Origin of the sequence: uncultured Psychrobacter sp. (assembly GCF_947495825.1) — a bacterium.
Classification (GTDB): domain Bacteria; phylum Pseudomonadota; class Gammaproteobacteria; order Pseudomonadales; family Moraxellaceae; genus Psychrobacter.
The window spans coordinates 155,303-181,866 of record NZ_CANMAH010000008.1; the positions used below are offsets into that span (position 1 = coordinate 155,303).

General features: G+C 44.9%; 16 protein-coding genes and 2 tRNA genes. 16 read left to right on the top strand and 2 right to left on the bottom strand.

Features of this window, described 5'->3' with window-relative positions:
• Positions 1-393 precede the first annotated feature (393 nt).
• The 9 genes from Q0895_RS10080 to argB all read left to right on the top strand — a co-directional run bounded on the left by Q0895_RS10080 (position 394) and on the right by argB (position 15,825).
• Positions 394-1,803: an efflux RND transporter periplasmic adaptor subunit gene (locus Q0895_RS10080; RefSeq protein WP_299188460.1), complete on the top strand. Its 1,410-nt coding sequence runs from the start codon at positions 394-396 to the stop codon at positions 1,801-1,803.
• Between the two features lie 35 nt (positions 1,804-1,838).
• Positions 1,839-5,063, top strand: a complete 3,225-nt coding sequence (locus Q0895_RS10085) for an efflux RND transporter permease subunit (protein WP_299188463.1) — start codon at positions 1,839-1,841, stop codon at positions 5,061-5,063.
• Positions 5,060-6,853, top strand: coding sequence for an efflux transporter outer membrane subunit (locus tag Q0895_RS10090; protein ID WP_299188466.1), 1,794 nt, complete (start codon positions 5,060-5,062; stop codon positions 6,851-6,853). Before Q0895_RS10085 ends, Q0895_RS10090 begins: the two co-directional genes overlap by 4 nt.
• 219 nt (positions 6,854-7,072) lie before the next feature.
• Positions 7,073-8,080: a porphobilinogen synthase gene (gene hemB / locus Q0895_RS10095; RefSeq protein ID WP_058368337.1), complete on the top strand. Its 1,008-nt coding sequence runs from the start codon at positions 7,073-7,075 to the stop codon at positions 8,078-8,080.
• Between the two features lie 312 nt (positions 8,081-8,392).
• Positions 8,393-10,426 (top strand): UvrD-helicase domain-containing protein, encoded by a 2,034-nt coding sequence (locus Q0895_RS10100; protein WP_299188470.1) that lies wholly within the window; start codon positions 8,393-8,395, stop codon positions 10,424-10,426.
• 273 nt (positions 10,427-10,699) lie between these two features.
• Positions 10,700-12,103, top strand: coding sequence for a magnesium transporter (gene mgtE, locus Q0895_RS10105; RefSeq protein WP_299188473.1), 1,404 nt, complete (start codon positions 10,700-10,702; stop codon positions 12,101-12,103).
• Between the two features lie 147 nt (positions 12,104-12,250).
• A complete protein-coding gene (gene dut / locus Q0895_RS10110; protein ID WP_299188476.1) occupies positions 12,251-12,715 on the top strand; it encodes a dUTP diphosphatase in 465 nt (154 codons plus the stop codon).
• Positions 12,716-12,827: 112 nt separating this feature from the next.
• Complete coding sequence (locus Q0895_RS10115) at positions 12,828-14,777, top strand: phosphomannomutase (protein WP_299188478.1); 1,950 nt, start codon at positions 12,828-12,830, stop codon at positions 14,775-14,777.
• Between the two features lie 136 nt (positions 14,778-14,913).
• Positions 14,914-15,825 (top strand): acetylglutamate kinase, encoded by a 912-nt coding sequence (gene argB / locus Q0895_RS10120; RefSeq protein WP_299188481.1) that lies wholly within the window; start codon positions 14,914-14,916, stop codon positions 15,823-15,825.
• Between the two features lie 84 nt (positions 15,826-15,909).
• Here the strand turns inward: argB and Q0895_RS10125 are convergent, their stop codons facing one another.
• Complete coding sequence (locus Q0895_RS10125) at positions 15,910-16,275, bottom strand: Spx/MgsR family RNA polymerase-binding regulatory protein (RefSeq protein ID WP_299188483.1); 366 nt, start codon at positions 16,273-16,275, stop codon at positions 15,910-15,912.
• Between the two features lie 239 nt (positions 16,276-16,514).
• On the opposite strand from Q0895_RS10125, the gene leuS reads away from it, so the two are divergent.
• From leuS to Q0895_RS10160, 7 genes are all read left to right on the top strand, one after another.
• Positions 16,515-19,253 (top strand): leucine--tRNA ligase, encoded by a 2,739-nt coding sequence (gene leuS, locus Q0895_RS10130; protein ID WP_299188486.1) that lies wholly within the window; start codon positions 16,515-16,517, stop codon positions 19,251-19,253.
• Between the two features lie 60 nt (positions 19,254-19,313).
• On the top strand, positions 19,314-20,003 hold the full coding sequence (locus Q0895_RS10135) for a hypothetical protein (RefSeq protein WP_299188489.1): 690 nt from the start codon (positions 19,314-19,316) through the stop codon (positions 20,001-20,003).
• 75 nt (positions 20,004-20,078) lie between these two features.
• Positions 20,079-21,164 carry a DNA polymerase III subunit delta gene (gene holA, locus Q0895_RS10140; RefSeq protein WP_299188492.1) on the top strand — a complete coding sequence of 362 codons (1,086 nt, stop codon included), beginning with the start codon at positions 20,079-20,081 and terminating at the stop codon, positions 21,162-21,164.
• A gap of 169 nt (positions 21,165-21,333) precedes the next feature.
• A complete protein-coding gene (locus tag Q0895_RS10145; protein WP_299188495.1) occupies positions 21,334-22,665 on the top strand; it encodes an efflux RND transporter periplasmic adaptor subunit in 1,332 nt (443 codons plus the stop codon).
• A 99-nt stretch (positions 22,666-22,764) separates the two neighbouring features.
• The gene (locus Q0895_RS10150) at positions 22,765-24,762 is read left to right on the top strand and encodes a MacB family efflux pump subunit (RefSeq protein ID WP_299188497.1); all 1,998 of its coding nucleotides are present in this window, start codon (positions 22,765-22,767) and stop codon (positions 24,760-24,762) included.
• Positions 24,763-25,141: 379 nt separating this feature from the next.
• A tRNA-Lys gene (locus Q0895_RS10155) sits at positions 25,142-25,217 on the top strand.
• 221 nt (positions 25,218-25,438) lie between these two features.
• A tRNA-Lys gene (locus tag Q0895_RS10160) sits at positions 25,439-25,514 on the top strand.
• A gap of 63 nt (positions 25,515-25,577) precedes the next feature.
• Here the strand turns inward: Q0895_RS10160 and Q0895_RS10165 are convergent.
• Entirely contained in the window at positions 25,578-26,372 is a 795-nt protein-coding gene (locus Q0895_RS10165) for an MBL fold metallo-hydrolase (protein ID WP_075103566.1), read from the bottom strand.
• Positions 26,373-26,564: the final 192 nt, after the last annotated feature.

Below are 26,564 nucleotides of genomic sequence, written 5' to 3' on the forward strand. Positions count from 1 at the left end.
TCAATGTTTATACAGTTCATGAGAAAGAGTATGATTTTCTTTTGTAAAAGATCTGTTTTTATTAGCTTGACTGTAGGGTATACCCTATAGTTTATAATACTGCACTAAATTTACTTATCAACTTTTATTATTTGATTGTTAGTGCTAAAACCTCGCCTACACGCCTTTATTATTTGATTAATAAGATACAGATCATGTTGACCACATAGAATATAAGTCGGTTCAGCTTTTTATGCGGTAGGTTTTACATTATACACTTACTATATATTAGTCATCACGATGGCTCAAAGAAACAGCTGCTAGTCGTATCTGTAACGCTTGCGTCTATGTGACGTTACGATGCACTATTAAAATTTTATCTATATCGTACCTACATTATCGACGAGGACATTGATGAAGCACTCTACTCTTGCGCTTGTAATAGCATCTGTACTATCTGGAGCTGTACTGGTTGGCTGTGACAAAAACGAGGACGCAACTGATGCCGCCGCGCAGCAGCAGATGCCGCCAGCCGTTGTCAACGTCCAAACTGTCACTTTTGATACCGTACCCCAAGTACAGACATTCTCTGGACGTACCGCAGCTTATCAAACTGCCGATGTCCGTCCACAGGTAAGTGGCGTTATTGACGAAGTACTGTTCCGCGAAGGCGGTAACGTCAAAAAAGGCCAGCCACTTTATCGTATCAACACTGATAACTACGCCTCTTCTGTTACCAGCGGGCAAGCAGCAGTGCAGCAAGCACAAGCCAATTATCAGACAGCACTGGCCAACAATGCCAATGCCAAAGCTGAACTGGCAAGCCGACAGGCATCACTTGCTCAAGCTCAAAACGATCTACAACGTCTGCAAGGCCTGGTCGATATAGACGCCATCTCTAAGCAGCAGTATGAGCAAGCGCAAACCGCGGTACGCACCGCACAAGCAGCAGTACAAAGTGCAGCAGCAGCGGTTGGACAGACACAGGCAGGTATTGAGAGCGCAAAAGCTGGCATTCAGACTGCAAAAGCAGGTCTAGAAGCCAGCACTTTAGATCTTAATCGCACCATTGTACGTGCACCATTGACTGGCCGCACGGATCGCTCAAGCGTCACCGCTGGTACGCTGGTCAGTGCAGGCCAACCAGATCCATTGGTAACTATCTCACGCCTAGATCCTATCTATGTCGACATCAGTCAATCATCCTCTGAGCTATTAAAGCTACGTCAACAAATAGCTGCAGGCAAAGCACAGCCGGGGATGAACTCAGTTGAGTTGGTATTAGAGGATGGATCAGTCTATCCGGTACGTGGCAAGCTTGCACTGTCTGAAGCCAAAGTCGATGAATCGACAGGTGCGGTTACTTTGCGCGCCATCTTCCCAAATAGCAACAATATCTTACTACCAGGTATGTATGTGACAGCACGTCTAACGCAGAGCGTTATCACCAATGCGACATTGGTACCGCAAAGCGCGGTCATGCGTACGCCTAAGGGTGACACCCAGGTTTATATCGTTGATAAAGATAACAAAATCCAAGTACGTCCAGTCACTATCAATGGCACTTACGATGGACAATGGGTTGTCACTGATGGCTTGGAAGCGGGTGATAAAGTGGTGGTGATTGGCGGTTCGAAGGTCAAGCCTGAGCAAGAAGTAGTGGTCAAACCATTAGAAAAAGCCAACCCAGCCCCATCCAGCCAAGGGGCTGCTAACGCCCAAACCCCACAGCAGGCAGCCAAAACGATGGATGAGAAATCATCAGATAATGATACTTCTAATGCATCAACCAAAGAAGAATCAACCGAAACCGCTGCTAACTAATTCCATTCAAAGATAGGAAGACTTAGGGATATACTATGTCACGTTTTTTTATTAATCGCCCTATTTTTGCATGGGTGCTGGCTATTTTGGTCATGCTCATCGGGGTGATGTCGGTTATCAACCTACCGATTGAACAGTATCCACGTATTGCACCGCCGACGATTTCGGTGAGTGCAAGTTATCCTGGTGCCAACGCACAAACCGTTGAAGACTCAGTCGTACAGATCATTGAACAACGCATGAAAGGGCTTGACGGTCTGATGTATATGTCGTCATCAAGCTCCTCAAATGGTGGTGCCTCTGTCACGCTAACGTTTGAAAACGGTACAGACCCTGATACTGCTCAGGTACAGGTACAGAACAAACTACAAGCAGCCATGAGCTCGTTGCCTGAATCGGTGCAGCGTCAAGGTGTCAACGTCAATAAATCCTCTAGCAGCTTTTTGATGGTGCAAGGTTTTATTTCTGAAGATGGCGGTATGGATCGTGCGGATATCGCCGACTATATCAACTCAAACGTCGTTGACCCATTAAGCCGTGTTGAAGGGGTTGGTGAGGTTCAGGTGTTTGGTTCTGCTTATGCTATGCGCATTTGGCTGGACCCTGCTCGCTTACGTAGCTATAACATGGTGCCATCTGATGTGGTCAGTGCAGTACGAGCGCAAAACGCGCAAGTCTCTGCAGGTCAATTAGGTCAAGCACCTGCTGACACCGATCAACAAGTCATCAATGCAACTGTGACAGTACAGAGCTATCTGCAAACCCCTGAAGAATTTAAGAACATCTTGTTAAAAACCGATACTTCAGGTGCACAAGTGCGTCTTGGTGATGTCGCAGATGTCGAGATTGGTAGTGAGAACTACAGCGTTATTTCATTATATAACGGTCAAGAAGCGGCTGGTCTAGGTATTTCATTGGCGGGTGGTGCTAACGCACTGGAGACTCGAGAAGCCGTCGGTGCACGTATGGCAGAGTTAGAAGCCAACTTCCCTGCTGGCTTAACTTCAGTGGTACCTTATGACACCACACCGTTCGTTCGTTTGTCTATCGAGCAAGTCGTACATACGCTTATCGAAGCGATTGTACTAGTATTCATCGTCATGTTTATTTTCTTACAAAACTGGCGCGCGACCATCATTCCTACTCTTGCTGTCCCTGTCGTCCTGCTGGGTACCTTTGCAGTATTGTATATCGCAGGTTTTAGTATCAACGTCCTAACGATGTTTGCGATGGTACTGTCCATCGGTCTTTTGGTCGATGATGCGATCGTCGTGGTAGAGAACGTTGAGCGTATCTTAGAAGAAGATCCTGATATCTCTATCAAAGATGCTACCGTTCAATCCATGGGTGAAATCAGTAAGATCGTTATTGGTATTGCCATTATCTTGTCAGCAGTATTCGTTCCCATGGCTTTCTTTGGCGGCTCAACAGGGGTAATTTATCGACAGTTCTCGATTACCTTGATTACTGCTATGGTATTGTCCGCACTGGTTGCGCTTATCTTTACTCCTGCGCTATGTGTGACGCTACTAAAACGTGGTAAAAGCCATGAGAAAGGCAATACTGAAGAGAAAAAAGGCTTCTTTGGTTGGTTTAACCGTGGGTTCTTTAAACTCAGCCGCAAATATGAAAACTCTGTTGGTAAGAGCTTCCGTTTTAAGTGGCTGTACCTGATTGGTTATGCCGCCATCATCGGTATTATGGCTGTTGTATTCTTACGCATTCCAGGCTCATTCTTACCAGAAGAAGACCAAGGTATTATGTTTACTTTGGTTCAGCTACCAGCTGGTTCGACGCTGGATGAAACGCAAGATGTGCTCGACAAAGTCAGTGACTATTATGATACCCAAGAGGGCGACAACATCGCCTCTGTCTTTACCATCGCAGGCTTTAGCTTTGCAGGACAAGGACAAAATATGGGGCTGGCCTTTGTGCGCTTATCAGACTGGGAAAACCGCCCTGGAGAAGAAAATACTGCACAAGCAGTCGCTGATCGCGCGATGGGTTACTTCTTTACCCAACTAAACGAAGCACAGGTCTTTGCGATCGTACCGCCAGCGATTACCGAACTTGGTAATGCCAGTGGTTTTGATTTGATGATTCAAGATACTGGTAACCTTGGTCACGAGGGCTTACTTGAAGCACGAAACATGCTGCTTGGTATGGCAGCGCAGAACGATCAAGTCGCAGGCGTGCGTCCTAACGGTCAAGAAGATGCACCGCAGCTAAAAGTAAACATCAATCAAGAACAAGCAGCTGCCTATGGTTTATCAATGGGTAGTATCAATAGCGTTATCTCTACTGCTTGGGGTTCAAGCTACATCAATGACTTCGTCGACCGTGGCCGTATCAAGCGCGTCTTTGTCCAAGGCGAGCCTAGCAGCCGTACCAACCCTGATGATATCGGTAAATGGTATGTACGTAATGAGACAGGTGATATGATTTCGTTTGATGCGTTCTCTAGCAGCGAGTGGCAATCCGGCTCACCGCGTCTGACGCGCTACAACAGCTTACCATCTATGAACATCCAAGGTAGCGCAGCCCCAGGCCTTAGTACTGGTGAAGCGATGAGCTCAATGGAAGCCATGATGGAAAATCTACCTGATGGCGTCGGTTACGAGTGGACGGGTATGTCACTTGAAGAGCAAAAATCAGGTGCTCAAGCACCAATGCTATATGCGCTGTCTATCTTAGTGGTATTTTTATGTCTGGCAGCCTTGTATGAAAGCTGGTCTATCCCCTTCTCTGTGCTACTTGTCATTCCACTTGGGGTATTAGGAGCGGTGATATTTACGTGGCTACGCGGCTTTAGCAACGATATTTACTTGCAAGTTGGTTTATTGACAGTGGTTGGTTTATCTGCCAAAAATGCCATCTTGATTATTGAGTTTGCCAAAGAGCACCAAGAGGAAGGCTATAGTCTAAAAGAAGCTGTCATGACAGCAGCAAGACAACGTCTGCGTCCGATTATCATGACCTCGCTTGCCTTTGGATTAGGGGTTGTGCCACTATTTATCGCCACAGGTCCTGGCTCTGGTAGTCAAAACGCCATTGGTACTAGTGTGGTCGGCGGGGTTGTCACCGCGACATTCTTAGGTATCTTCTTTATCCCTATGTTCTATATTTGGGTGCGTAGTTTGTTCCCGCACAAATATAAGAATAATGGACCAGACGATGGTAGCAGTGGTACCCCTGATTTACAAAAACCGACTCCTTCTGAGGAATATCAGCCTGCAAGTCTTGGAGATAATACACAATGAGTGCCCAAAAAAACTTTACCTTAAGATCAGTAGCGATAGCAAACTTTGCACAACCGCTGCTGTCGCAAACGCGCAAAAACAGCGCTCGTCTCTTAAGCCTAACTGCTTTAGCAGTCAGTATGGCAGCTTGTAACACCATTCCAAAGGCTGATACGAGCCCTGTACTCGCTGAGCCTAACATTCCTGTCGGGCAAAGCTATGGCGCGTTTGATCGCGAAACGGTCAGTAGTACTGAGCAGCCAAGCCTTGCCAGTCAACGCTGGCAAGACTTTTATAGTGATGAGCGTTTAAAAGGACTCATTGCGTTAGGTCTTAGCAACAATAAAGACTTTGAAAGTGCACGTTTGGCCATCGAAAAAGCACGCGCACAGTACCGTATTACTGATATCAATGACTTACCGACGATTAATGGTCAAGCGGGTTATTCACGCTCCCGTCAGGGTAGTGAGTTTGGCACTCAGACCAGTGACAGTTACAACGTCGATTTGGGTCTGGCCAGTTATGAGCTTGATTTTTGGGGAAGAATTGACAGCCTAAAAGATCAAGCCTTACAGAACTTTTTAGCAACTGCTGCGGCCAAAGATGTTACCCAAATTAGCCTTATAAGCAATATCGCTCAAAGCTATGCCAACCTAAGTTACAGTCTGGCTCAATTAAAATTGGCAGAGGCGACGGTAGAGAGTCGTGAGCGATCTTTATTCATTGCTGATAAACGTTTTGAAGCAGGCATCGATCCCAAGCTGCCTTCACTGCAATCTTCTGCAGCACTTGAAAATGCCAAGCTTGCTGTATTACGGGCGCAAAGCAGTATCTTGAATTCACGTAACGCACTACAGTTCTTAGTTGGCACCCCTATTCCAAGTGAGCTTATTCCAGCACCTGCAGTCAGTAACATTACCAATCATGAAATATTTAGCGCAGGTCTGCCAAGCGAATTGCTACGTTATCGTCCCGATGTCCTACAAGCTGAATACAACCTAAAAGCTGCTGGTGCTAATATAGCAGTAGCGCGTGCAGCATATTTTCCAACGATTAGTCTTGCTAGTAGCGTTGGGGTACGTAGTGACGGTTTGAGTGACCTGTTTGATAATAGTGCTTTTGGCTGGTCTTTTGGTCCTAATATTAGCGTGCCTATCTTTGATGCAGGGCGTTTAGATGCCAATTATGATGTGGCCAAAATCGAGCGTGAACAGACGCTGGCAAACTATGAGAGATCCATCCAAACAGCTTTTCGTGAAGTGTCTGATGTGCTTGCCACACGTGCCACTTTAGGCGAGCAACTGGCAGCGCAATATCGTTTGCAAGATAACTTTGAACAAACCTATCAGATAGCAGATGCACGCTTTAAAGCAGGTATTTCAAACTATCTAGATGTGCTCGATGCACAGCGTTCACTGTTCTCAACCCAGCAAGGTATCTTGGATTTAGAGCTACAAAAGATCGTCAGCCAAATCGAGCTATACCAAGCGCTTGGTGGCGGTGCTAACCTAGATATACCGACAGCCATTCCTGTGCCGCAATACACTAACTTAGCTCAAGTTGCTAACTTGCCTGCCAACAGTGCAAAGGCAAAAGCGGCTTATGCTATAGATGCTGCAGGATCAGCGCGCGTAGCATCTCCGCAAGAAGCGTTAGAAATCAAGCAATCTAAGACGCCAGCGACCTCTACCTTTAAGCCTACCGCTATTGTGGATGTCGATAATGACGGTAAAAAAGAAGCAGCAGTCGGTATCGTGACCCAAGAGACACCTACCGAGCAGGCTCCAGTAACGCAAATTATTGAGCCTTAAGCAATTACAAGGTATCAAGCGAATAGCTACTCTACAACTAGCCCTACCGCCTTGGTGGGGCTTTTTGCTTTTGTCGGTTGCTATTGGGTATAGTAGTCAGACCATTTCAGCGGCAATCTATCTGTAACCTATGAGCCGACCATTATTTTTAATAATGGCAAATGAAAATTTTTAATAACGTAAAAGTCAAATTAAACAAAACAACCATAAGGAATGATTATGTCTTATACCTTTAACCGCCAATACCCTGAAACTCGTCTGCGTCGCCTACGTTATAACGATAATGTACGGTCTATGATTCGTGAAGTAGAGCTACACCCCAAGCACTTTATTGCGCCAGTATTTGTCTTAGAAGGCAAAAACCAGCGCGAAACGATTGCGAGCATGCCGGGGGTTGAGCGCTTATCAGTCGATTTGCTCATCAACTATGCAAAAGAATTATTAAGCGAAGGTGTCACGACTGTCGACATCTTTCCTGTCATTGATAATTCATTAAAAACACCAGATGGCAAAGCGGCTTACGACGAAGACGGTCTTACTGCGCGTGCAGTCAAAGCCCTTAAAGACGCCGTACCCGAAATGGTCGTCATGACTGATGTGGCGCTCGACCCTTATACCTCACATGGTCAAGACGGTTTACTCGATGACAGCGGTTATGTCATCAACGATGCAACTATCGAAGTGTTGGTCAAGCAAGCACTCGTCCACGCACGTGCTGGCGCTGATATTATCTCTCCAAGCGATATGATGGATGGACGTATCAAAGCCATGCGTGATGCTTTTGAGTCCGAGGGTTTTGTAAATACGGCTATCATGGCCTACTCGGCCAAATACGCTTCTGCTTATTATGGGCCTTTCCGTGATGCAGTCGGTAGTGCAGGCAACTTAAAAGGCGGCCACAAAAAGCAATACCAGATGGATTTTGGCAACCGCGCAGAAGCGCTACATGAAGTGGCCATGGATATCAATGAAGGCGCCGATATGGTGATGATTAAGCCTGGCCAGCCTTACCTAGATCTGATTCGTGAAGTCAAAAACACCTTTGGCGTACCGACGTTTGCCTATCAAGTCTCTGGTGAATACGCGATGCATATGGCGGCCATTCAAAACGGCTGGCTCAGTGACGCGGTTATTCTAGAGTCGCTGATTGGCTTTCGCCGAGCCGGTGCCGATGGTATCTTGACTTATTTTGCACTGGAAGCAGCACGTCAGTTGAATAATGCATAATTTTATCTTGGTTGTTTAAATCCTTCTATTCGCGTCTACAGCTCTATGTCTGCTGGCGCGATTTTATTAGTATAATCGTCATTTTTTTATAAGCTCAATATGACTATAATCTAAAGATATAAGGCTTTAGCTTCTTAACTATCTTCTGCCCAAAAGTAGCATTTTTACTTTATAATAACCCACCTAATTTTGATGGCGTGTTGACGCTATCCTCTACATTTTATTGCAGTTATTGCGCTCGATGTTTCATCATTTTTGCGATGGTATATCAGCGCCTATCCTCTTTTTTGCTTTTGCCCTACAGGTTACGTTATGAGTCAACTCAATCCTAGACAACAAGAAGCCATGCTCTATGTATCAGGGCCGCTACTGGTATTGGCAGGCGCAGGCTCGGGCAAGACCTCGGTAATCACACGTAAAATTGCCTACCTTATTGAAGAGTGCAACATGCCAGCTGAGCGTATCACGGCAGTGACCTTTACCAATAAAGCCGCTCGCGAGATGAAAGCGCGGGTCGGTAAGCTCTTGCCTAGCGAAAAAACGCGTGGATTAACCGTCTCGACCTTTCACCAATTTGGCTTGCAGTTTTTGCGTTACGAGCTGATTCATACACCTTTAAAAGGCAACTTTTCTATCATGGATAGCGATGACAGTAAGCGCCTCTTAATGGAGCTGATGATGCGCGACAACTTATCTGGTGCTGAGAGTCGTGAGTTGGTTGGAAAAGCGGTCAAAATGATTTCTGATTGGAAAAACGATCTGATCGAACCTGATAAGGCGATGGAAACCTTAGACGATCCAGAGGATATGATCTTTGCTACCCTATATGCGTTATACGAGCGTAATTTGCGCGCTTATAATGCGGTTGATTTTGATGACTTGATTGTATTACCGACCAAGATACTGCGTGAAAATAGAGAGCTGCGTGATAAATGGCAAAACCGCATTCGTTATCTACTCGTTGATGAGTATCAAGATACCAATACCGCACAGTATGAGATGATTAAATATCTGGTTGGACCACAAGGACGCTTTACCGTGGTCGGTGATGACGACCAATCTATCTACGCATGGCGCGGTGCCAAACCTGAAAACATGGCGCTATTAAAAGAAGACTTTCCTAAGCTCAAAATCGTCATGCTTGAGCAAAACTATCGCTCAACCACGCGTATCTTGACCTCTGCCAACGCCGTCATTACTAACAACGAGCATTTATTTGAAAAAAAGCTATGGTCAGATAAAGGTCATGGTGAGAAGATTCGTATTATTAACTGCCGCAATGATGACGATGAGTCCGAGCGCGTGGCAAAAGAGATTGTCACGCATAAATTACGCTTTGGTAATGAGTGGGAGCAATATGCTGTCCTTTATCGCAGTAACTTTCAGGCGCGTATGCTTGAGGCGCAATTGCGTCAGCTGCAAGTCCCTTATAAATTGTCCGGTGGCCAGTCTTTCTTTTCGCGTAGTGAAATCAAAGACATCATGGGTTATTTGCGCCTTATCTTAAACCCTGAAGACGACAGTGCGTTTTTGCGTATTATTAATACACCCAAGCGCGGCATGGGTCCTGCAACCCTTGAAAAGCTCGGTTTATTTGCTCAAGAGCATAGCATATCGCTACTCGCTTCTTGTACCCATGCAGGTCTTAGCCATGTGCTACCGTCCAAAGCTTACGGCACGTTAAAGGAGTTTGGTGAATTTATTGAGCACTATACTCGTGAGCTGGATCAGCATCCTGACCCTGTACCAATCGTGCGCCAAATGATTGATGAGACCGGTTATATTGATTTTGTTCGTAGCGATGCCAAAACCCCGCAACAAGAAAAGAATCGTATCGATAATATTGATATGCTGTATACCAGTATTCAGTCTTTGATTAACCGCGCGGAAGAAGATGAAGATCGGACGATTGATACTATCATCCGTAAGCTTGTATTGCTTGATATGCTCGAGCAGCAACAAGAAGAAGAAAACACCAATAAGGTCAATTTGATGACCTTGCATGCAGCGAAGGGCTTGGAGTTTGATTTTGTTTATATCATGGGATTAGAAGAAGAGATGCTGCCGCACCGTAACTCTATATTGAGCGAGACAATCGAAGAAGAGCGACGCCTAATGTATGTAGGCATCACCCGTGCGCGCCGCGAGCTGACACTGACACTTGCAACCCAGCGCCGCGCTGGTGGACAGATGCGTGTCACTTCAGAATCAAGATTTTTGGATGAGTTACCTGAAGATCATATTGACTGGCCTGCCAAAGCTAAGAAGAAAAAAGCCACCAAAGATCCAGAAGCAGTCGCTGATGAGTACTTGGCCAATATTCGTGCGTTACTCGGTAACCGCTAATCCTCGTTTTTTGTCATAGGTTAACTGTTTCATTATAAATCGATCAATATTATTAAATAGCTATTTATTATAGTGAGTTCAGTATAAAAACGTTACAGTGAGACTGGTATAGATTTTACATAGACTCTATCTGAGCCGGCACAGCATGCCAAAAAAATTTATACCAGTTCCGCGTTGACATATAATGTATGTGTTTTATTTAGAGTCGACTATATTGATTTTTGATTGATTGTTTTTATTTTTTATCGTTTATTTTTGATTTTTGGAATGCCTATGCCTGCCCCTACGCCAAGCTCAGAACAACCATCCAAACCGCAGACAGAATATAATCTGTTAGAGTATAACGCTGAACATAAGCTGCTCTATCTGCAAGGATTGGTGGCTGATAATGCGTATGCAGCGATCACTGAATTTTTGGCGCAGCAGTCTGAATATGAAATTGCCAACTTATTAGAATCCTTCCCCAATCAAGATCGGCAAGTTATTTGGGCGCAGGTTCCTGAACACCTCAAAGGCGAAGTGCTTGCTGAGCTAGAGGGTGATACGCGTCAGCCATTGATGGAGAATATCTCCTCAAAAGAAATCTCTTTATTTACCCAAGATCTTGATGCCCAAGACATCTCAGAAATCTTAGAGACAGTTACCGAAACCGTGCGTACTTCGGTAATGGCAACGTTAGACGAAGACACTCGTATTCAAGTCAACAAGCTTGATACCTATGCAGATTGGGAAGTTGGTAGCTACATGGATCCTGATACTATTCAGGTTCAAGATGATGTGAGCTTAGCACAGGTACAAGAGTGGCTACGAGAAAATGATGACCTACTCGATGACCAAAGCCAAGAGCTATTGGTCGTTGATCAAAGCCAGCAGCTGTTGGGGCTGTTAAGTTTGGTTGATTTAATCAAACACAATCAGAGCTCACTGGTCTCAAGCTTTACTGACAATGCTATTACTATTAACGATCGTTTAGACATCCAAGATGCAGCCGCAATTTTTCGTTCAGAAGATATTCGTTTTGCGCCCGTTATTAACAGTCATGGAGAGCTGGTCGGTCAATTAAATGGCGAAGATATCATGGAGATTATCCAAGATGATGTCGATAGTACGATGAAGAACTTAGCAGGTGTTAGTCAAGATGAGGAATTATTTGCACCTATCTTAACCAGTGCCAAAAGCCGTAGTGTCTGGCTGGGCATCAACTTATGTACTGCACTATTGGCCGCTGTCGTCATTGGGCAGTTTGAGGCGGTGCTGGCAAAAGTAGTCGCCCTAGCGATATTGATGCCAGTAGTAGCCAGTATGGGCGGTATCGCCGGCTCACAGACGCTGACTGTCGTGATTCGAGGTATGGCCATGGGCCAAATCGGTGGTTCTAACCGTTGGTGGCTTTTTAATAAAGAGTTATGGGTTGGCGCGATTAACGGTCTTATTTGGGCGTTTATCATGGCGATTATTGCACAAATGTGGTTTCATGATGGTAAGATTAGTGCAGTAATTGGCTTTGCTATCGCCATCAACATGACCGCTGCTAACGTGTCTGGTATTAGTATTCCGTTATTGCTGAAGCGCATGAACATTGATCCTGCGCTATCTGCTTCAGTTATTTTGACCACAGTGACAGATATCGTCGGCTTTATGTCGTTTTTGGGACTGGCGAGCGTATTGCTGTTGTAGCGGTTACTTTTTGCAAGGTACGAGCAAAACTTTGAGTCCAAAACTACAACGTGACAAAGACGAGTTGTTATCTATAATCGCTATCTGTTTATAAGTGGTTATAAATATTGACCTGATAAAAACCATAAAAACTTAAGTGAGTGTGTTATGCAAGCGGTACAAGTCAAAGTTCTTAATTCAAAAATCGGTACGCATCCTGATTTTCCTATGCCAACTCGTGCCACAGATGGATCAGCAGGTATCGATTTGCGTGCCTGTATTGATGAGCCTTTGACCATCAAGTCAGGAGCGACGCATCTGGTAGGTACAGGCTTGGCAGTCTATATCCAAGACCCTAATTATGCCGGAATGATATTACCGCGCTCAGGACTTGGTCATAAGCATGGTATTGTACTTGGCAACTTAGTCGGTCTTATCGATGCCGACTATCAAGGGGAGCTGATGGTCAGTGTTTGGAATCGTAGTAGTGAAGACTTTGTACTCAACCCTGCTGAGCGTATGGCCCAGTACATTGTGGTACCCGTTGCTCGTCCAGAATTTGAAGTGGTAACAGATTTTAGTGATAAAAGTCTGCGCGGTGCAGGTGGCTTTGGACATTCAGGCCGTCATTAAATTTAAAACAACTGAGTTAAAATATATATCAGAGTAACATATATATAACCGCGGCGGACTTAGTAAGAAGTGCGCCATTTACTATCAATAGGGATATGAGGAGTTTGTAGTCATGCCGACTTTTGCCGCCCAGCTCCCCCTATTTCGTGCTTATGATATTCGCGGGGCACGTCAGTACTTTACTACTGAATTCATCGCGGCATTGGGTGAAGTTTTTGCACAGCTTTATAAAGCACAAGCCAAACACACATCAAAAAGTCGTCACTTAACAAGCAATCATCTAAAAGAACACGACGTAAAAAAGTCCAATTTAAAAAGGCATACTCTAAAAGAGCATTATCTAAAAAACAAACTTGTCAAAGAAAACTTTTTAGCTTGCCCCGTTTCTCAAACTTATCGCTCTGAGCCATCAGCGAATGTGGTGGTCATTGGTTATGATGTGCGCTGTGATAGCGATACCATAGCGCATATGCTGGCCAGTCGTTTAAGCGAGCATGGATTAACAGTTATCCAGTTAGGGCTTATCACAACACCGATGATGGCGTTTTGGGCGCAGCAATATGCAGGGCACGGCATTATAGTCACAGCCAGCCACTCTGAAAAGAACACTTTAGGCATAAAATGGTTGGTCGATAACGCATCTCCTAGTGACGCTGACATTCAAGCCATTTATAAAAGCCTTACTGAGGATTTTATACCTACGCCCAAAACATCACCTAATCCAAACCACCAGCGAGATAATAAATCTCAAGACAAGCTTTTAAACAATCGTTGTGCAGGCTTACAGGCAACTGACCTTGTCAGCTTACCTACCGATACCGTTGTGTCTACTTACATCGATGCGATAGCGCAAGTATTTACTCGTATCGAAGCGCAAAACAACGCCCCTTATTGCTCTAGTCCCACGAGCAAACTTGACTTAAAAATTGTTATCGACTGCCTAAATGGAGCGACCAGTAGGATTGCAAAGCCTTTATTTGAACGCTTTTGTCAGCAGGTTATTGTGCTAAATGATATCCCAGACGGCAATTTTCCGACAGGCAATCCAGACCCTACTGAGCCTAACCGCCTAGCAGAGCTTCAGCAAACTGTTATTATCAATGAAGCAGATATGGGTCTGGCTTTTGATGGCGATGGTGATAGGCTAATGATCGTCGATAACAGCGGCAAGGTCGTAACCCCTGATCATTTATTGTATCTACTAGCGCGAGTCGCCATTATAGAGCGTCCTAGATTCAATAAAAATCCTGACATGCCGCAAGTGTTATTTGATGTAAAATGCTCGCATCATTTGCCACGATTGCTCAAAAAACTTGATGCAATACCAGTCATGAGTAAAACGGGCAGTAGTCTACTGCGGCAGCAGCTTCAATCACACGATAATTACGCTATCTTCGCTGGTGAGCTATCAGGACACTTTATCTTTAACGATGATTATTTTATTGTCTATGATGATGCTATGTATGCTGGACTGCGCTTGCTACATTGGCTAGCATCGACCGTCATTAAGTCCGATATGACTGCACTGCTAGGTAACGAGACCAATTTCAATACTCATACGCTACCGCCAACTTATGATGCGTGGGGCGCACGTAGAAGAGCAACTCTACCGTATCGACTGACCGATATTACTTGGTATCTACCTACGCTTGTCAGTACCGCTGACAACTATTTGCCGCTGCCTGAGAATGCTACTACCACATGTTCAATTGTGCATCATTTAACTATCCTTTGTCGTTATCTACAACATTTAGTCGAAGATACTGATGATGTCACGTTGCCATCGTGTCATTGTTTTGATAGCGTGCAACAGATAACACCAGCGCAGGCTGAGCGGCTGTTACCAAAGGGTACGCTTTTGACCCGTATTGACGGCGTACGTTTAGATTTTGCTCATGGTTTTGGCGTATTGCGTCAGTCAAATACCAGTCATAGCCTCACGGTACGTTTTGCAGGAGACAGCTTAACTGCTATGGCCGAGGTACAAACGCGTTTTATTGCTTTATGTCAGGAGTTTGATACACAAGTGGCCGAGCAAATTGCTGCTATATCTGCCGAGTAGACACGATTCCTCGACTTTTAGAAAATACTATTTGAACCATAGCATTTAATATAATACCTTCGCCAATACTGGCACAATAATGAGCTAAAAATGCACAGATACCGTGCATCTTATTAGCGTATTTTAGGAGAGCCCAATGTCGCTTAATTTAGATGATGCTAAGAACACCGCTGAGGTACTAACCACTGCACTGCCTTATATTCAGCGCTTTGTGGATAAGCTCATCGTCGTTAAATACGGCGGTAATGCAATGACTGACCCAGCACTTGAAAGCTCATTTGCCCGTGATATTGTCCTTCTAAAGACGGTCGGCTTACATCCAGTAGTCGTCCATGGCGGCGGGCCTCAAGTCGATAATTTATTAAAGGAGCTTGGTCGTCAGTCTGATCGTATCGATGGGATGCGTGTGACCGATAAAGGCACCATGGATATCGTCGAGATGGTACTTGGCGGCAATGTAAACAAATCTATTGTTAGCCTTATCAACAAACATGGCGGCCGCGCCATTGGCCTGACTGGTAAAGATGCCAATCTCATCAAAGCCAAAAAACTCATGGTAAAAAAGATGGGAGAAGACGGTATAGCTGTGCCAGTAGATTTAGGCTATGTTGGAGATGTGGTCAGCGTTAATAAGGACGTGATTAATATGCTTATTGCCTCTGATTTTATTCCAGTGATTGCACCGCTTGGGGTCGATGAAGAAGGCAATACTTATAATATCAATGCTGATTTGGTCGCAGGTAAAGTAGCGGAGTTTTTACAAGCAGAAAAGCTAATGCTATTGACCAACATCAAGGGTGTATTAGGCCGCGATGGTGAAGTGGTCACTGGCCTGACGCCAAAAACCGTCGATAGCCTAATCGAAGATGGCACCATTTCAGGCGGTATGATTCCTAAGATTGGGTGCGCGCTTGATGCGGTTCGTAGTGGAGTCAAAAGTGCGGTCATCGTCGATGGCCGTGTGCCGCATGCCACCTTACTTGAGATTTTTACCAACGAAGGCGTCGGTACGTTGATTAGTCGTGAGTTAGATTCATCGATGAGCTAGCAGCCTACAGTGATCATTAGCATAGCAAAGCCCAAACTTAGCGTCTAAGTTGGGGCTTTTTATAACTGACTACATCAGTATCCTTTATGAAAAAGCTGTATCGAACTCGGCGGCGTCAAAACCACATAGCAACACAAACTTATCTTGATAACTGCCTGCTACGATTGGACGTTTAATCATGCTGGTATTTTCTACAAGCAAATCTATCGCTTTATCTATACTGTCATCAGCTGATTGCTTTTGCTCGTTATCTAATTTGCGCCACGTGGTGCCGCGCTTATTCAATACTTTATCAATACCAAGCTCATCTACCCAGTGCTGTACTGTGTCTTTATCAACGCCTTGCTTTTTATAATCATGAAAACTGTAGCTTACATTTAGCTCATCAAGCTTGGTAAAAGCTTTTTTCATAGTGCTGCAAGACTTGATACCGTAAATAGTGATGGTCATAAAAACTCCAAATCCATAATCGTTATTCGCTGTATTATACCGAAGCGGGTTACAATTTGGCTTATTAACCCCAAAACATTCGCTGATGCATTTACTCCTTTACTCAACTTGCAAATTTGTCGTCGCTACAGAGCGCGAACGCATCATCATACCATCGCAATTTTTGCCAAATTAAGCTATGCTATGGCATTGCAAAATTTCACCTATAACTATCTGTATTAACCAATTTCGAGCCGACTATGAGCCACAACGTGACAGCAGACCAATCTAATACTAACAATACAAATGCCAACGCTAATAACGTTCATAATATCACTAATGATAGCACCCAATATCAGCCGCAACTGATCGAAGCTGCGCAGCAAGCCAAGTGGGCGACTGACAAACGCTATGAAGTGAGTAATGAGCCAAACGACAAGCCAAGTCGTTACATGTTGTCAATGTTCCCTTATCCAAGTGGTAAGCTGCACATGGGGCATGTGCGTAATTATACCATCTCTGATGTCCTCAGCCGTTATTATCGCCTAAAAGGTTTCGAGGTCATGCAACCAATGGGCTGGGATGGTTTTGGCCTGCCAGCAGAAAACGCAGCGATTGCCAATCAAACGCCGCCTGCCGCCTGGACGTTTGCCAATATTGACAACATGCGTGCCCAGCTAAAATTGCTTGGCTTATCTATCGACTGGTCACGTGAGTTTGCCACTTGTAGTCCTGAGTATTACCAGTGGGAGCAGTGGTTATTTTTGCAGCTCTACAAAAAAGGCTTGGTCTACAAAAAACTCTCTACGGTCAATTGGGATCCTGTCGACAACACCGTCCTTGCCAACGAACAAGTCATCGATGGCAAAGGCTGGCGTAGTGGCGCGCCCGTTGAAAAGCGCGACATCCCGATGTATTACTTTAATATCACTGATTATGCCGATGAGCTGCTCGATGACTTAGACCAACTAGAAGGTCATTGGCCATCTGAAGTCTTGACCATGCAGCGCAATTGGATTGGACGTAGTGCGGGTATGGAAGTTCACTTTCCTTATGAGCTTGCAGGCGAGAGCAATACTTTAGATGTGTTCACTACCCGACCTGACACCTTGATGGGCGTCACTTATGTCGCCGTTGCCGCTGAGCATCCTTTGGCGCAGTACGCCTCTGAGCGTGATGAAGCCATCGCTCAGTTTTGTGCGTTATGTAAAAAAGGCTCAGTTGCCGAAGCAGATCTGGCTAAAGCCGAAAAAATCGGTATGGATACTGGCCTTACTGTGACTCATCCTCTCACGGGCGAAAAAGTACCTGTTTGGGTGGCCAACTATGTACTGATGAGCTACGGCTCAGGTGCGGTAATGGCGGTGCCTGCACACGATGAGCGCGATTATGAATTTGCGACCAAATACAACTTGCCTATCAAGCAGGTGATCCAGTCGCCTGAGGATTATGAAGCGTCTGTGCTTGCCGCGGCTCAAGCTGATGGCTCTGAGCCAAACCTTGCTTACACTGAGCGCAATACCTTGGTCAATTCAGGCGAATTTGACGGCTTGGATTTTGATCAAGCGTTTGAGGCAATGCTGGCAAAGCTTGAGCCACAAAAGCTTGCGAAGAAAAAAATCCAGTACCGCCTGCGCGATTGGGGTGTTTCACGCCAGCGCTACTGGGGCTGCCCTATCCCGATGGTCAACTGTGAGCACTGCGGCACGGTACCTGTCGAAGAGCAGGATTTGCCAGTTGTACTACCAACCGACGTCGTTCCAGACGGCCGCGGCAACCCGCTCAAAAACATACCAGAGTTTGTCAAGACTACTTGTCCTAAATGCGGTAATCCAGCAGAGCGCGAGACCGATACCTTTGATACCTTCGTTGAGTCAAGCTGGTATTATGCACGCTTTGCCAGTCCAAACGACACGCAAAACATGGTCAACAAGTCTGCGGCCAACAAATGGCTCCCAGTCGATCAATATATCGGCGGTGTCGAACATGCGGTTATGCATCTACTCTATGCGCGTTTCTTCCACAAGCTCATGCGCGACGAAAACTTAGTATCAGGAAACGAGCCGTTTGCCAACTTAATGACACAAGGCATGGTACTTGCCGGTACTTTTAATAGAGTCAATAGCGATGGCAGTACCACTTATTATTTTTCAGACGATGTCGATATCGATTACAACGAACGTGGACAACCGATCAAAGCAACTCTAAAAGCAGATGGACAGCCAGTCACCATCGGCAAAATCGAAAAAATGTCCAAATCAAAAAACAACGGTGTCGATCCACAGATTACTATTGATAAATACGGCGCTGATACCGTGCGTCTATATACACTATTTACTGCCCCTGCCGATCAAACCCTTGAATGGTCAGATGATGCGCTAAAAGGCCCTTATAATTTTGTCAAAAAGGTTTGGCGCATCGCAACTGAACACCTGCAAGCATTAGCAGCGGCCAACTTAAGCCTTGAGACGCTCAATAATGGAGCCTTAAACACGGATGGTCTAAGTAAAGAAGCGAAAAACTTACGTCGTAAGACTCATGAAACCATCGCCAAGATTGACAGTGATTTGGGCGATCGTTTGGCGCTAAATACGCCAGTATCGAGTTTGATGGAGCTTGCCAACGAGCTATCAAGCTTTAATGCCAGCGGCGAGCAAGACTTGCAAGTACAGCACGAAGCATTGATTGACTTACTGATTATGCTATCTGTTTATGCCCCGCACGTTGGTGAGCATCTAATTGAGCAGCTAGGATTGGACACAGTAACGTTAAACTACCCAGCCGTTGATGAGCGCGCTCTGGTGCAGGATACAATTACGATGGTGGTACAGGTCAATGGTAAGATGCGCGGTAAAATGGATGTCGCCCCCAACAGCGATCCTGAGCAGCTAAAAGCACAGGCGCGAGCGCTTGAAGGTGTGGCCAAGTTTTTGACTGGTGATATCAAAAAAGAGATCGTTGTACCTAATAAGTTGGTCAATATCGTGGTGGTAGGCTAGATCTTTTAGGCTTTGTAGTTTTATTACTCTAAGCCTTTTTACAATTTAAGGATAGCGATTATGTCGTACAAGCATCGAGCTGCACACCCACAACCCAAAAAGGCAAACGGACAAAAACTAGCGACAGCGTTACTTGCTGCTTTGCCAATGATGACAGTATTCGGTGCCGCGACAGCGCTTAGCGGCTGCGGCTTTCAATTACGTGGTTATGACACACCAATGCTGTTTGATGTTGCCAAAACAGCGATAGTTATTGAAGATGACCGTACCTCTTTTCCATTAAAACTACCATTAACGCGGCGCCTAGAAGCCTTGGGGATCGATGTCATTGATAACATGACATCGACCGACATAGCTAATAACAATCAAAGTGCTGATACTGCACCAATCGCTGCTATTACAGTAAAAAATGTGCGTTTTAAGCGTTATGAGCTGGTTGGCGTATTGACAGAGATTCGCTTAGTATTGACAGCAGATGTTAGTTATCAAACTGTCGAAAATGGCAAATCTGTGTCTTTAACCAATCCTATTCAAGTCGAACGTAGCTATCAGTATAATGAGGCGTCTGTCAGCACTGATGATCAGCAAGGTGACCAAATCCGCGACTGGCTATATGATAGCTTGGCACGCCGGATCACAGATCAATATGTCGCCATCTCCTTACCTAAGATTGCTCCCAGCAAGGCTAATAATTCAGCTCCGATGATGAAAAGCTCAGAAACCACCAACGTTATTGCACCTAACCCCTAGTTTCGTAGCTAAGGCTCGCATTGCTTACTTTTACACTCTAATTTCTCAACCTTAAAAGGTTATGATTCAATATTTATGCAAGATACCTTTATACAAGCCTATCCAAAGCTACTACGACCTGCAGTTGCGGTAGCGGGCTTGTGGCTTGCACATGGAGATGAGCCGCTACTGAGTCAATGGCTTATTGATGCAATGCGTCCACACTGGCGCGCGCAAAACTACGCCATCAAACGTATCGAGCTGGTATCCGTCAAAAGCTGGCAAGAGGTACTATCAGAGCTTGGTAGTCAGTCTTTATTTGATGATGCCAGCGCACTTATTGTGACGGGCAACCATAAACCAGATAAGGCCGTCATCGCTGAGCTAGAACGCTTTGCTCAGGATGCACAAACAGGGGCGCATAGTCACAGCTTATTGTGGTTGACACCCAAACAAGACAAGCGCGCTCAAAGTAGCAAATGGTTTATCCCTTTCGCTCAATACGGTCATGTGATTGACTGCAACTTATACAATGAACAACAGCGTCAGCAGCTGCTACAAATACAAGCACAGCAGTTTGGCCTAAAGCTATCGCAAGAAGCGTGGCAGCTACTTATGTCGCACACCGAGCACCATCTATTGAGTGCCTATCAAACGTTATGGCGCTTGTCTTATCTGTTTGCGCCGCAGCTATTGCTTAGTAGCGATAACGCTAATCATAAAGCTAGCACCTCTAGCTCATCTGCTACAAACGTCGCCAATGTCGCTTTAGATATCAAAGATCTGCAAGCAGCCTTAGTCAGTGATGCCCAATTTAGCGTGTTTGATTTATCGGATGCGATGCTTGCAGGAAATAGCGCGCAAGTGGCAAAAATAATGTTTCAGCTTAAAGCCACGGATGAACCCACGACCTTAGTGTTATGGGCAATTAGCAAAGACATGCGCCAGATTATGCAACTGATGGATGGGCAAGACCCGCAAGCTCTTGGCATATGGCGAAGCAAGCAAGGCTTATACCAGCAAGCTTGTCGCCGTCAATCAAGAGCACAAATAACCAAGTGGCCTGCTCTACTTTATCGCTGTGATCAAGCGATTAAAGGTCTTATTCGCCAACCAGTTTGGGAGTTGTTATTACAAGCAGCGTTAGAGCTATCTGGGCAGCGCTTGTTTACGTCTCCATAACTCTCCATCTTTACCATTCTCCCCAACTTGTCTTTATTAGCTGATACTAAATAGCAGACCTCGGGTCTTTCCATTCTCCTTAACCTTTCTTAAACTATCTACTATTCCTTTTTATTTTGTAAGCCTCTACTATACATACACTTAAGTTCACTGTGATTGGATCATTACCATGCGCAAAATAAGCAAAAAGCCTGCTATCAAATGGGGCATTATCGCCTTGATTATTATAGCGTTAGGAGCTTTAGCCTATACCTTTTTAAAACCAGAAGAAGAAAAACCCAGCTACCTGACAGCAACGGCTAACATTGGCGATATTGAAAACAATGTCATGGCTTCTGGTAAGGTTAAAGCACTCAATACGGTTGATGTCGGTGCGCAGGTGTCCGGTGAAGTTAAACGTTTGTATGTTGAGGTGGGCGACGAAGTACAAGAAGGCGATCTTATTGCTCAGATTGATCAAGTCACGCAAAAAAACAACTTAAGTAATGAGCAAGCAAGCCTTGAGCAAAGTGAAGCCGCTATTCAAAGCGCACAAGCAGAATATTTAAGTCGACAAGCCAGCCTAAAGAGCGCCTACGCCGATCTTGCCAGTCGTCAATCTGAGCTAAAACAAGCCCAGTCTGATTTTGCTCGCCTGCAAGACTTAGTCGCCATCGATGCAATATCGCAGCAGGAGTATGATACCCAAGCGACGAGTGTTGAGACAGCAAAAGCTGCCGTTGCCAATGCGCGTGCAGCTATCGATACGGCTAAGGCTGCTATCGCCACCACAGAAGCAAATATCAATAGTCAGCAAGCAGCACTACGCAAATCCCAAACCAACGTCAGTACTGCTGAGGAAGACTTAAGCTATACCACTATTCGCGCGCCCATGTCAGGGACTGTAGTCTCTGTTACTACTGAACAAGGCACTACCGTCAATGCCAATCAAACAGCGCCGACCATTGTTACCTTAGCGGACTTATCGACCGTACGTATCAATGCGCAGATTTCTGAAGCTGATGTAATCAATGTTAAAGCTGGCATGCCAGTCTATTTCAATATCATTGGCAATCCTGATCAAAAGTTTGATTCTATACTCAAGGCCATTGAGCCTGCACCTGAGAACATCAGTGACACCAGCTCAACGGATTCTGCGATTTATTATGTGGGTTACATCGAAGTGCCTAACACGGACCGGCGCTTTCGCATTGACATGACAGCACAGGTTTATATCGTTATCGATCAAGCAACAGACGCCTTGCTTATCCCTGCTGCTGCTCTACAGCCTGTTGGCAAAACGGACAAAAAAGCGACTGCAAACGATGATCCAAACGTAAAAACGGGTAAGGTTCGCGTACTAAAACCAGACGGCGAAGTGGTTGAACAGAGAGTAAAAACTGGCATCAACAATCGTGTCGATGTACAGATTTTGAGTGGCTTGAATAAAGGCGATGAAGTGATTTTAGGTGAAGCAGACTCAACCAAAGGCCAGAGCAGCAGAGGTGGTAGACCGTTCTAACCATTAGATTTATAAGATGAGCTTTAGTTTTGATTGCTCGGTGTTTAGGAGTTTTACGTCAGCAATTTTTTAGTAGTATGCATATAGGTAGCATCGCAAATGAGTCACAAAACCTCTGATCTTAAAACCGCAGCAGACGTCCCATTGATGCAGGTCAAAGGGCTAATAAGAGAGTTCAAAGCTGGTGAGCAAACCATTCGCGTGCTACACGATATCGATCTGACCATCAATCAAGGTGAGATGGTCGCTATCATAGGTCAGTCAGGCTCTGGCAAGTCAACTCTAATGAATATTTTAGGCTGCTTAGATCAAGCGACGGCAGGCGAATACAAGATATATGGACAATCTGTCAATCGCTTGGACGCTGATGAATTGGCCAAGCTACGCCGCGAGCATTTCGGTTTTATTTTTCAACGCTATCATTTGCTTGGCGACATTAGCGCGCGAGATAATGTCTCTGTACCTGCGGTATACGCCGGTATGGATGGACAGGCACGTAGTGAACGAGCCGAGAAGCTATTAGCGGATTTGGGCTTAGCAGATAAAGTAAATAACCGTCCAAACCAGCTATCTGGTGGTCAACAGCAACGTGTATCTATCGCGCGCGCCCTTATGAACGGCGGTGATATCATCTTAGCAGATGAGCCAACTGGCGCGCTAGATAGTAAGTCGGGCGAAGATGTCATGCAGATTTTGCATGATTTAAATGCTCAAGGGCATACCATCATTATGGTTACCCATGACCCCAATCTTGCCGCACAAGCTGAACGCGTCATTGAACTCAAAGACGGCTACGTCATTGCTGACTATAAGAATGACAATTATCAACAAGTACAGGCGCGGCCCGAATCGATCTTAGACAATCATCGCAAAAGCGCTTTTAGTAGCTTTATTGATCGCTTATTTGAAGCCTTTAAGATGTCGTTACTAGCGATGCGCGCGCACAAAATGCGCACTTTGCTTACGATGCTTGGGATTATTATCGGTATCGCCTCAGTGGTATCCGTGGTTGGACTCGGTAAAGGCTCACAAGCGCAGATTTTAACCAACATCAGCTCCCTTGGTACCAATACCATTACCGTAAGTGATGGCTACCCCTATGGCGACCCACGGCGTCAGTACAATGATGATAATTTGACCCCGCAAGATGCTCAAGCTGTTGCAGATCAGCCCTATGTCATTAGTGTCAGCCCTCAGCTTGATAGCAACATGAATGTACGCTATCGCAATGTACAAGAGGCCGCTAGTGTCAGTGGTGTCGGAGAGGACTATCTTAGTGTCAGTGGTGAGTCGCTGATTCAGGGGCAAGGTTTTGACGAGCAAAGTATCTTGCGGCGTACGCAAGATATTATTATTGACGACAATGCCAAAAACACCTTTTTTCCAGATATCGCCAACCCTATTGGTGAGGTGCTATTAATAGGCAGTGTACCAGGACGCGTGATTGGTGTCCTTGCCCCCAATAACAGTGGCTTTAGTCGTAGTGTCGACTCACCAACGCTGTATATGCCGTATACGACGATGATGTCACGTATTAAAGGTAGTGCCTACATTGAGAGTTTTGTGGCATTAATCGACGATAATATCTCTTCTTCGGCTGCTGAGTCCGCCATCTCCCAATTGATGATAAGTCGTCATGGCACCGATGATTTTCGTATACGTAATTCTGACTCTATTCGCCAAACCATTGAATCTACTACCACGGCGATGACTTTATTAATCTCATCCATTGCCATCATCTCTTTAGTCGTCGGTGGCATTGGCGTAATGAATATCATGTTGGTGTCAGTCACTGAGCGTACCAACGAGATTGGTGTGCGGATGGCAGTCGGTGCACGTCAAAGTGACATTATGCAGCAGTTTTTGATCGAAGCTGTACTGGTCTGTATTTTGGGCGGGCTGCTGGGTATTGGTTTAGCATTTGCTATCGGAGAGTTAATCAACCGTGTTGGTGGTGATAGCTTTAAAGTTATTTACTCACCAACGTCTATCATTGCTGCATTTGTTTGCTCGACGCTTATCGGGGTGGTTTTTGGATTCTTACCTGCTCGCAATGCTGCTAAATTGGACCCTGTCGAAGCTCTCTCGAGAGATTAGCAGTAGATTATCGATATAATCTATTAGAATATATAGCTCGTAAAATAGAAAGAATGCTAAAACGTTAAAGAAATGGAAGAATTTACACAAGATTTGAACTTTTTTTATCATGCGGGGTTGTAATTGTCACAATAATATATATAATGTGCTCTCACGTTTAGGGATACAAACTTTCTAAACGAGAAAGCAAGCTTAATGTCTCTGCTAGTATTGATAACACGATATAACCAGGTATTAAGTTTGATAGGAAATCCTATTTAAAGAATTTTCTCTTGCAGTAACATGCAAACCTAGTGTTGATATTGAGTTTCTTAGAATTTACGAAAATGTAAATTCTCTTGCGCTCGGATGAAGTAGTACTTCATTTTATCCTCGCTCAGGGCCGATAGCTCAGTTGGTAGAGCAGTTGACTTTTAATCAATTGGTCCCGCGTTCGAGTCGCGGTCGGCCCACCATATTTAGTTTGATGCTTGTTTATCGTTCTACCCTATCCGGTAGTGATGAATAAGTGGAAAACATCGTTAAGATGTTTCGTTTTACAGCGTTTTCCCTTCAAGGAAAATTCTCTTGCATACCGTCAGATACATTGATTATATGCATAAGTATTAGAAAATCCTGTTTAAAGGATTTTCTCTTGCGAAGCTAAAAAAGCAGTGCTTTTTTTATACGCTTCTCAGGGCCGATAGCTCAGTTGGTAGAGCAGTTGACTTTTAATCAATTGGTCCCGCGTTCGAGTCGCGGTCGGCCCACCACATTTGAAAAGCCCCATCACTAACTTAATAGTGACGGGGCTTTTTTTTGCGTGTCTGTGACCGCTATCGTTTAGATTTACGATCGCGCTTAAAGAGATTAAAACCAGCATCTTTTCGCCATAGCAGTTTATGCTTAATCGTATCCTTAATCGTGCGCGGCTCCTTAGGAGCTTGAGCAATCAACATATCAAAAGTGACGTCACTTATAGCTAGCTCACCGCCATGCGCCATCATGACTACTGAAGGTTTTAAATTTTTTATTCTTTGTAATGACTGAATATAAACTTTAGGATCATAAATAGGGAAAGGCGCGACAAACTTATGACGCAGCTTGATGATTAAGTCCGCTGTATATACTTGCCGACTTGGCAGATGAAATAGCGACAAGTCACGATCTGTATGTCCTGGCGTCTCAAATACCTGCCATTCCTCAAACTCTGGTATATGTTCTTGATCCTTAACAGTAATATCGGGTATAAGATGTGCTGGGTAATACAAGTTCTTAGGCGAACGTCCTTGTCGTCTAGCGACGTATTGGGCGAGGTTCATGTCCACAACATGCATGGTACGACCAGCAATACCACTATACCATTGATTATTTTTGTCTGCAGACACAATACGGCAGCCAGTCTCTTTTCTAAATTTGTGCGCGCCGCCTGCATGATCTGGATGCATATGAGTGACCACAACAACCTTTAGATCTGTTATCGGTCGCTGCAGCGTATTCTTGATATAGTCGAGTACCAGCGCTACATCAGGTCGACAACCTCCATCTAAAAGCATAATCTTGTCCGGATATACTGCAAGATACATACTTTGAATATATCCTTCTAAACGTATAATTTCACATAAGCTCATTTATATTCCTTGCCTCATTATTCATTCTTATCACGAGGCATCCTTTCGATGTAGATAACGATCTTTAGTATAGCGCTCGTCAATTCAAAATAAATGGCTTTGAGTGAACGCTTGTGACTATAAATAGTTAACCTTATATCACCTTTAAATCATACACTGATGCACTCAACTCTAAAAAAGCAAAAACTCAGC

Coding starts and splice junctions, on each gene's coding strand:
- Q0895_RS10165 (WP_075103566.1), bottom strand. CDS start 26,372: ATGAGCTTATGTGAAATTATACGTTTAGAAGGATATATTCAAAGTATG.
- mgtE (WP_299188473.1), top strand. CDS start 10,700: ATGCCTGCCCCTACGCCAAGCTCAGAACAACCATCCAAACCGCAGACA.
- hemB (WP_058368337.1), top strand. CDS start 7,073: ATGTCTTATACCTTTAACCGCCAATACCCTGAAACTCGTCTGCGTCGC.
- Q0895_RS10125 (WP_299188483.1), bottom strand. CDS start 16,275: ATGACCATCACTATTTACGGTATCAAGTCTTGCAGCACTATGAAAAAA.
- Q0895_RS10085 (WP_299188463.1), top strand. CDS start 1,839: ATGTCACGTTTTTTTATTAATCGCCCTATTTTTGCATGGGTGCTGGCT.
- Q0895_RS10090 (WP_299188466.1), top strand. CDS start 5,060: ATGAGTGCCCAAAAAAACTTTACCTTAAGATCAGTAGCGATAGCAAAC.
- dut (WP_299188476.1), top strand. CDS start 12,251: ATGCAAGCGGTACAAGTCAAAGTTCTTAATTCAAAAATCGGTACGCAT.
- Q0895_RS10100 (WP_299188470.1), top strand. CDS start 8,393: ATGAGTCAACTCAATCCTAGACAACAAGAAGCCATGCTCTATGTATCA.
- Q0895_RS10080 (WP_299188460.1), top strand. CDS start 394: ATGAAGCACTCTACTCTTGCGCTTGTAATAGCATCTGTACTATCTGGA.
- holA (WP_299188492.1), top strand. CDS start 20,079: ATGCAAGATACCTTTATACAAGCCTATCCAAAGCTACTACGACCTGCA.
- Q0895_RS10150 (WP_299188497.1), top strand. CDS start 22,765: ATGAGTCACAAAACCTCTGATCTTAAAACCGCAGCAGACGTCCCATTG.
- Q0895_RS10115 (WP_299188478.1), top strand. CDS start 12,828: ATGCCGACTTTTGCCGCCCAGCTCCCCCTATTTCGTGCTTATGATATT.
- Q0895_RS10145 (WP_299188495.1), top strand. CDS start 21,334: ATGCGCAAAATAAGCAAAAAGCCTGCTATCAAATGGGGCATTATCGCC.
- leuS (WP_299188486.1), top strand. CDS start 16,515: ATGAGCCACAACGTGACAGCAGACCAATCTAATACTAACAATACAAAT.
- Q0895_RS10135 (WP_299188489.1), top strand. CDS start 19,314: ATGTCGTACAAGCATCGAGCTGCACACCCACAACCCAAAAAGGCAAAC.
- argB (WP_299188481.1), top strand. CDS start 14,914: ATGTCGCTTAATTTAGATGATGCTAAGAACACCGCTGAGGTACTAACC.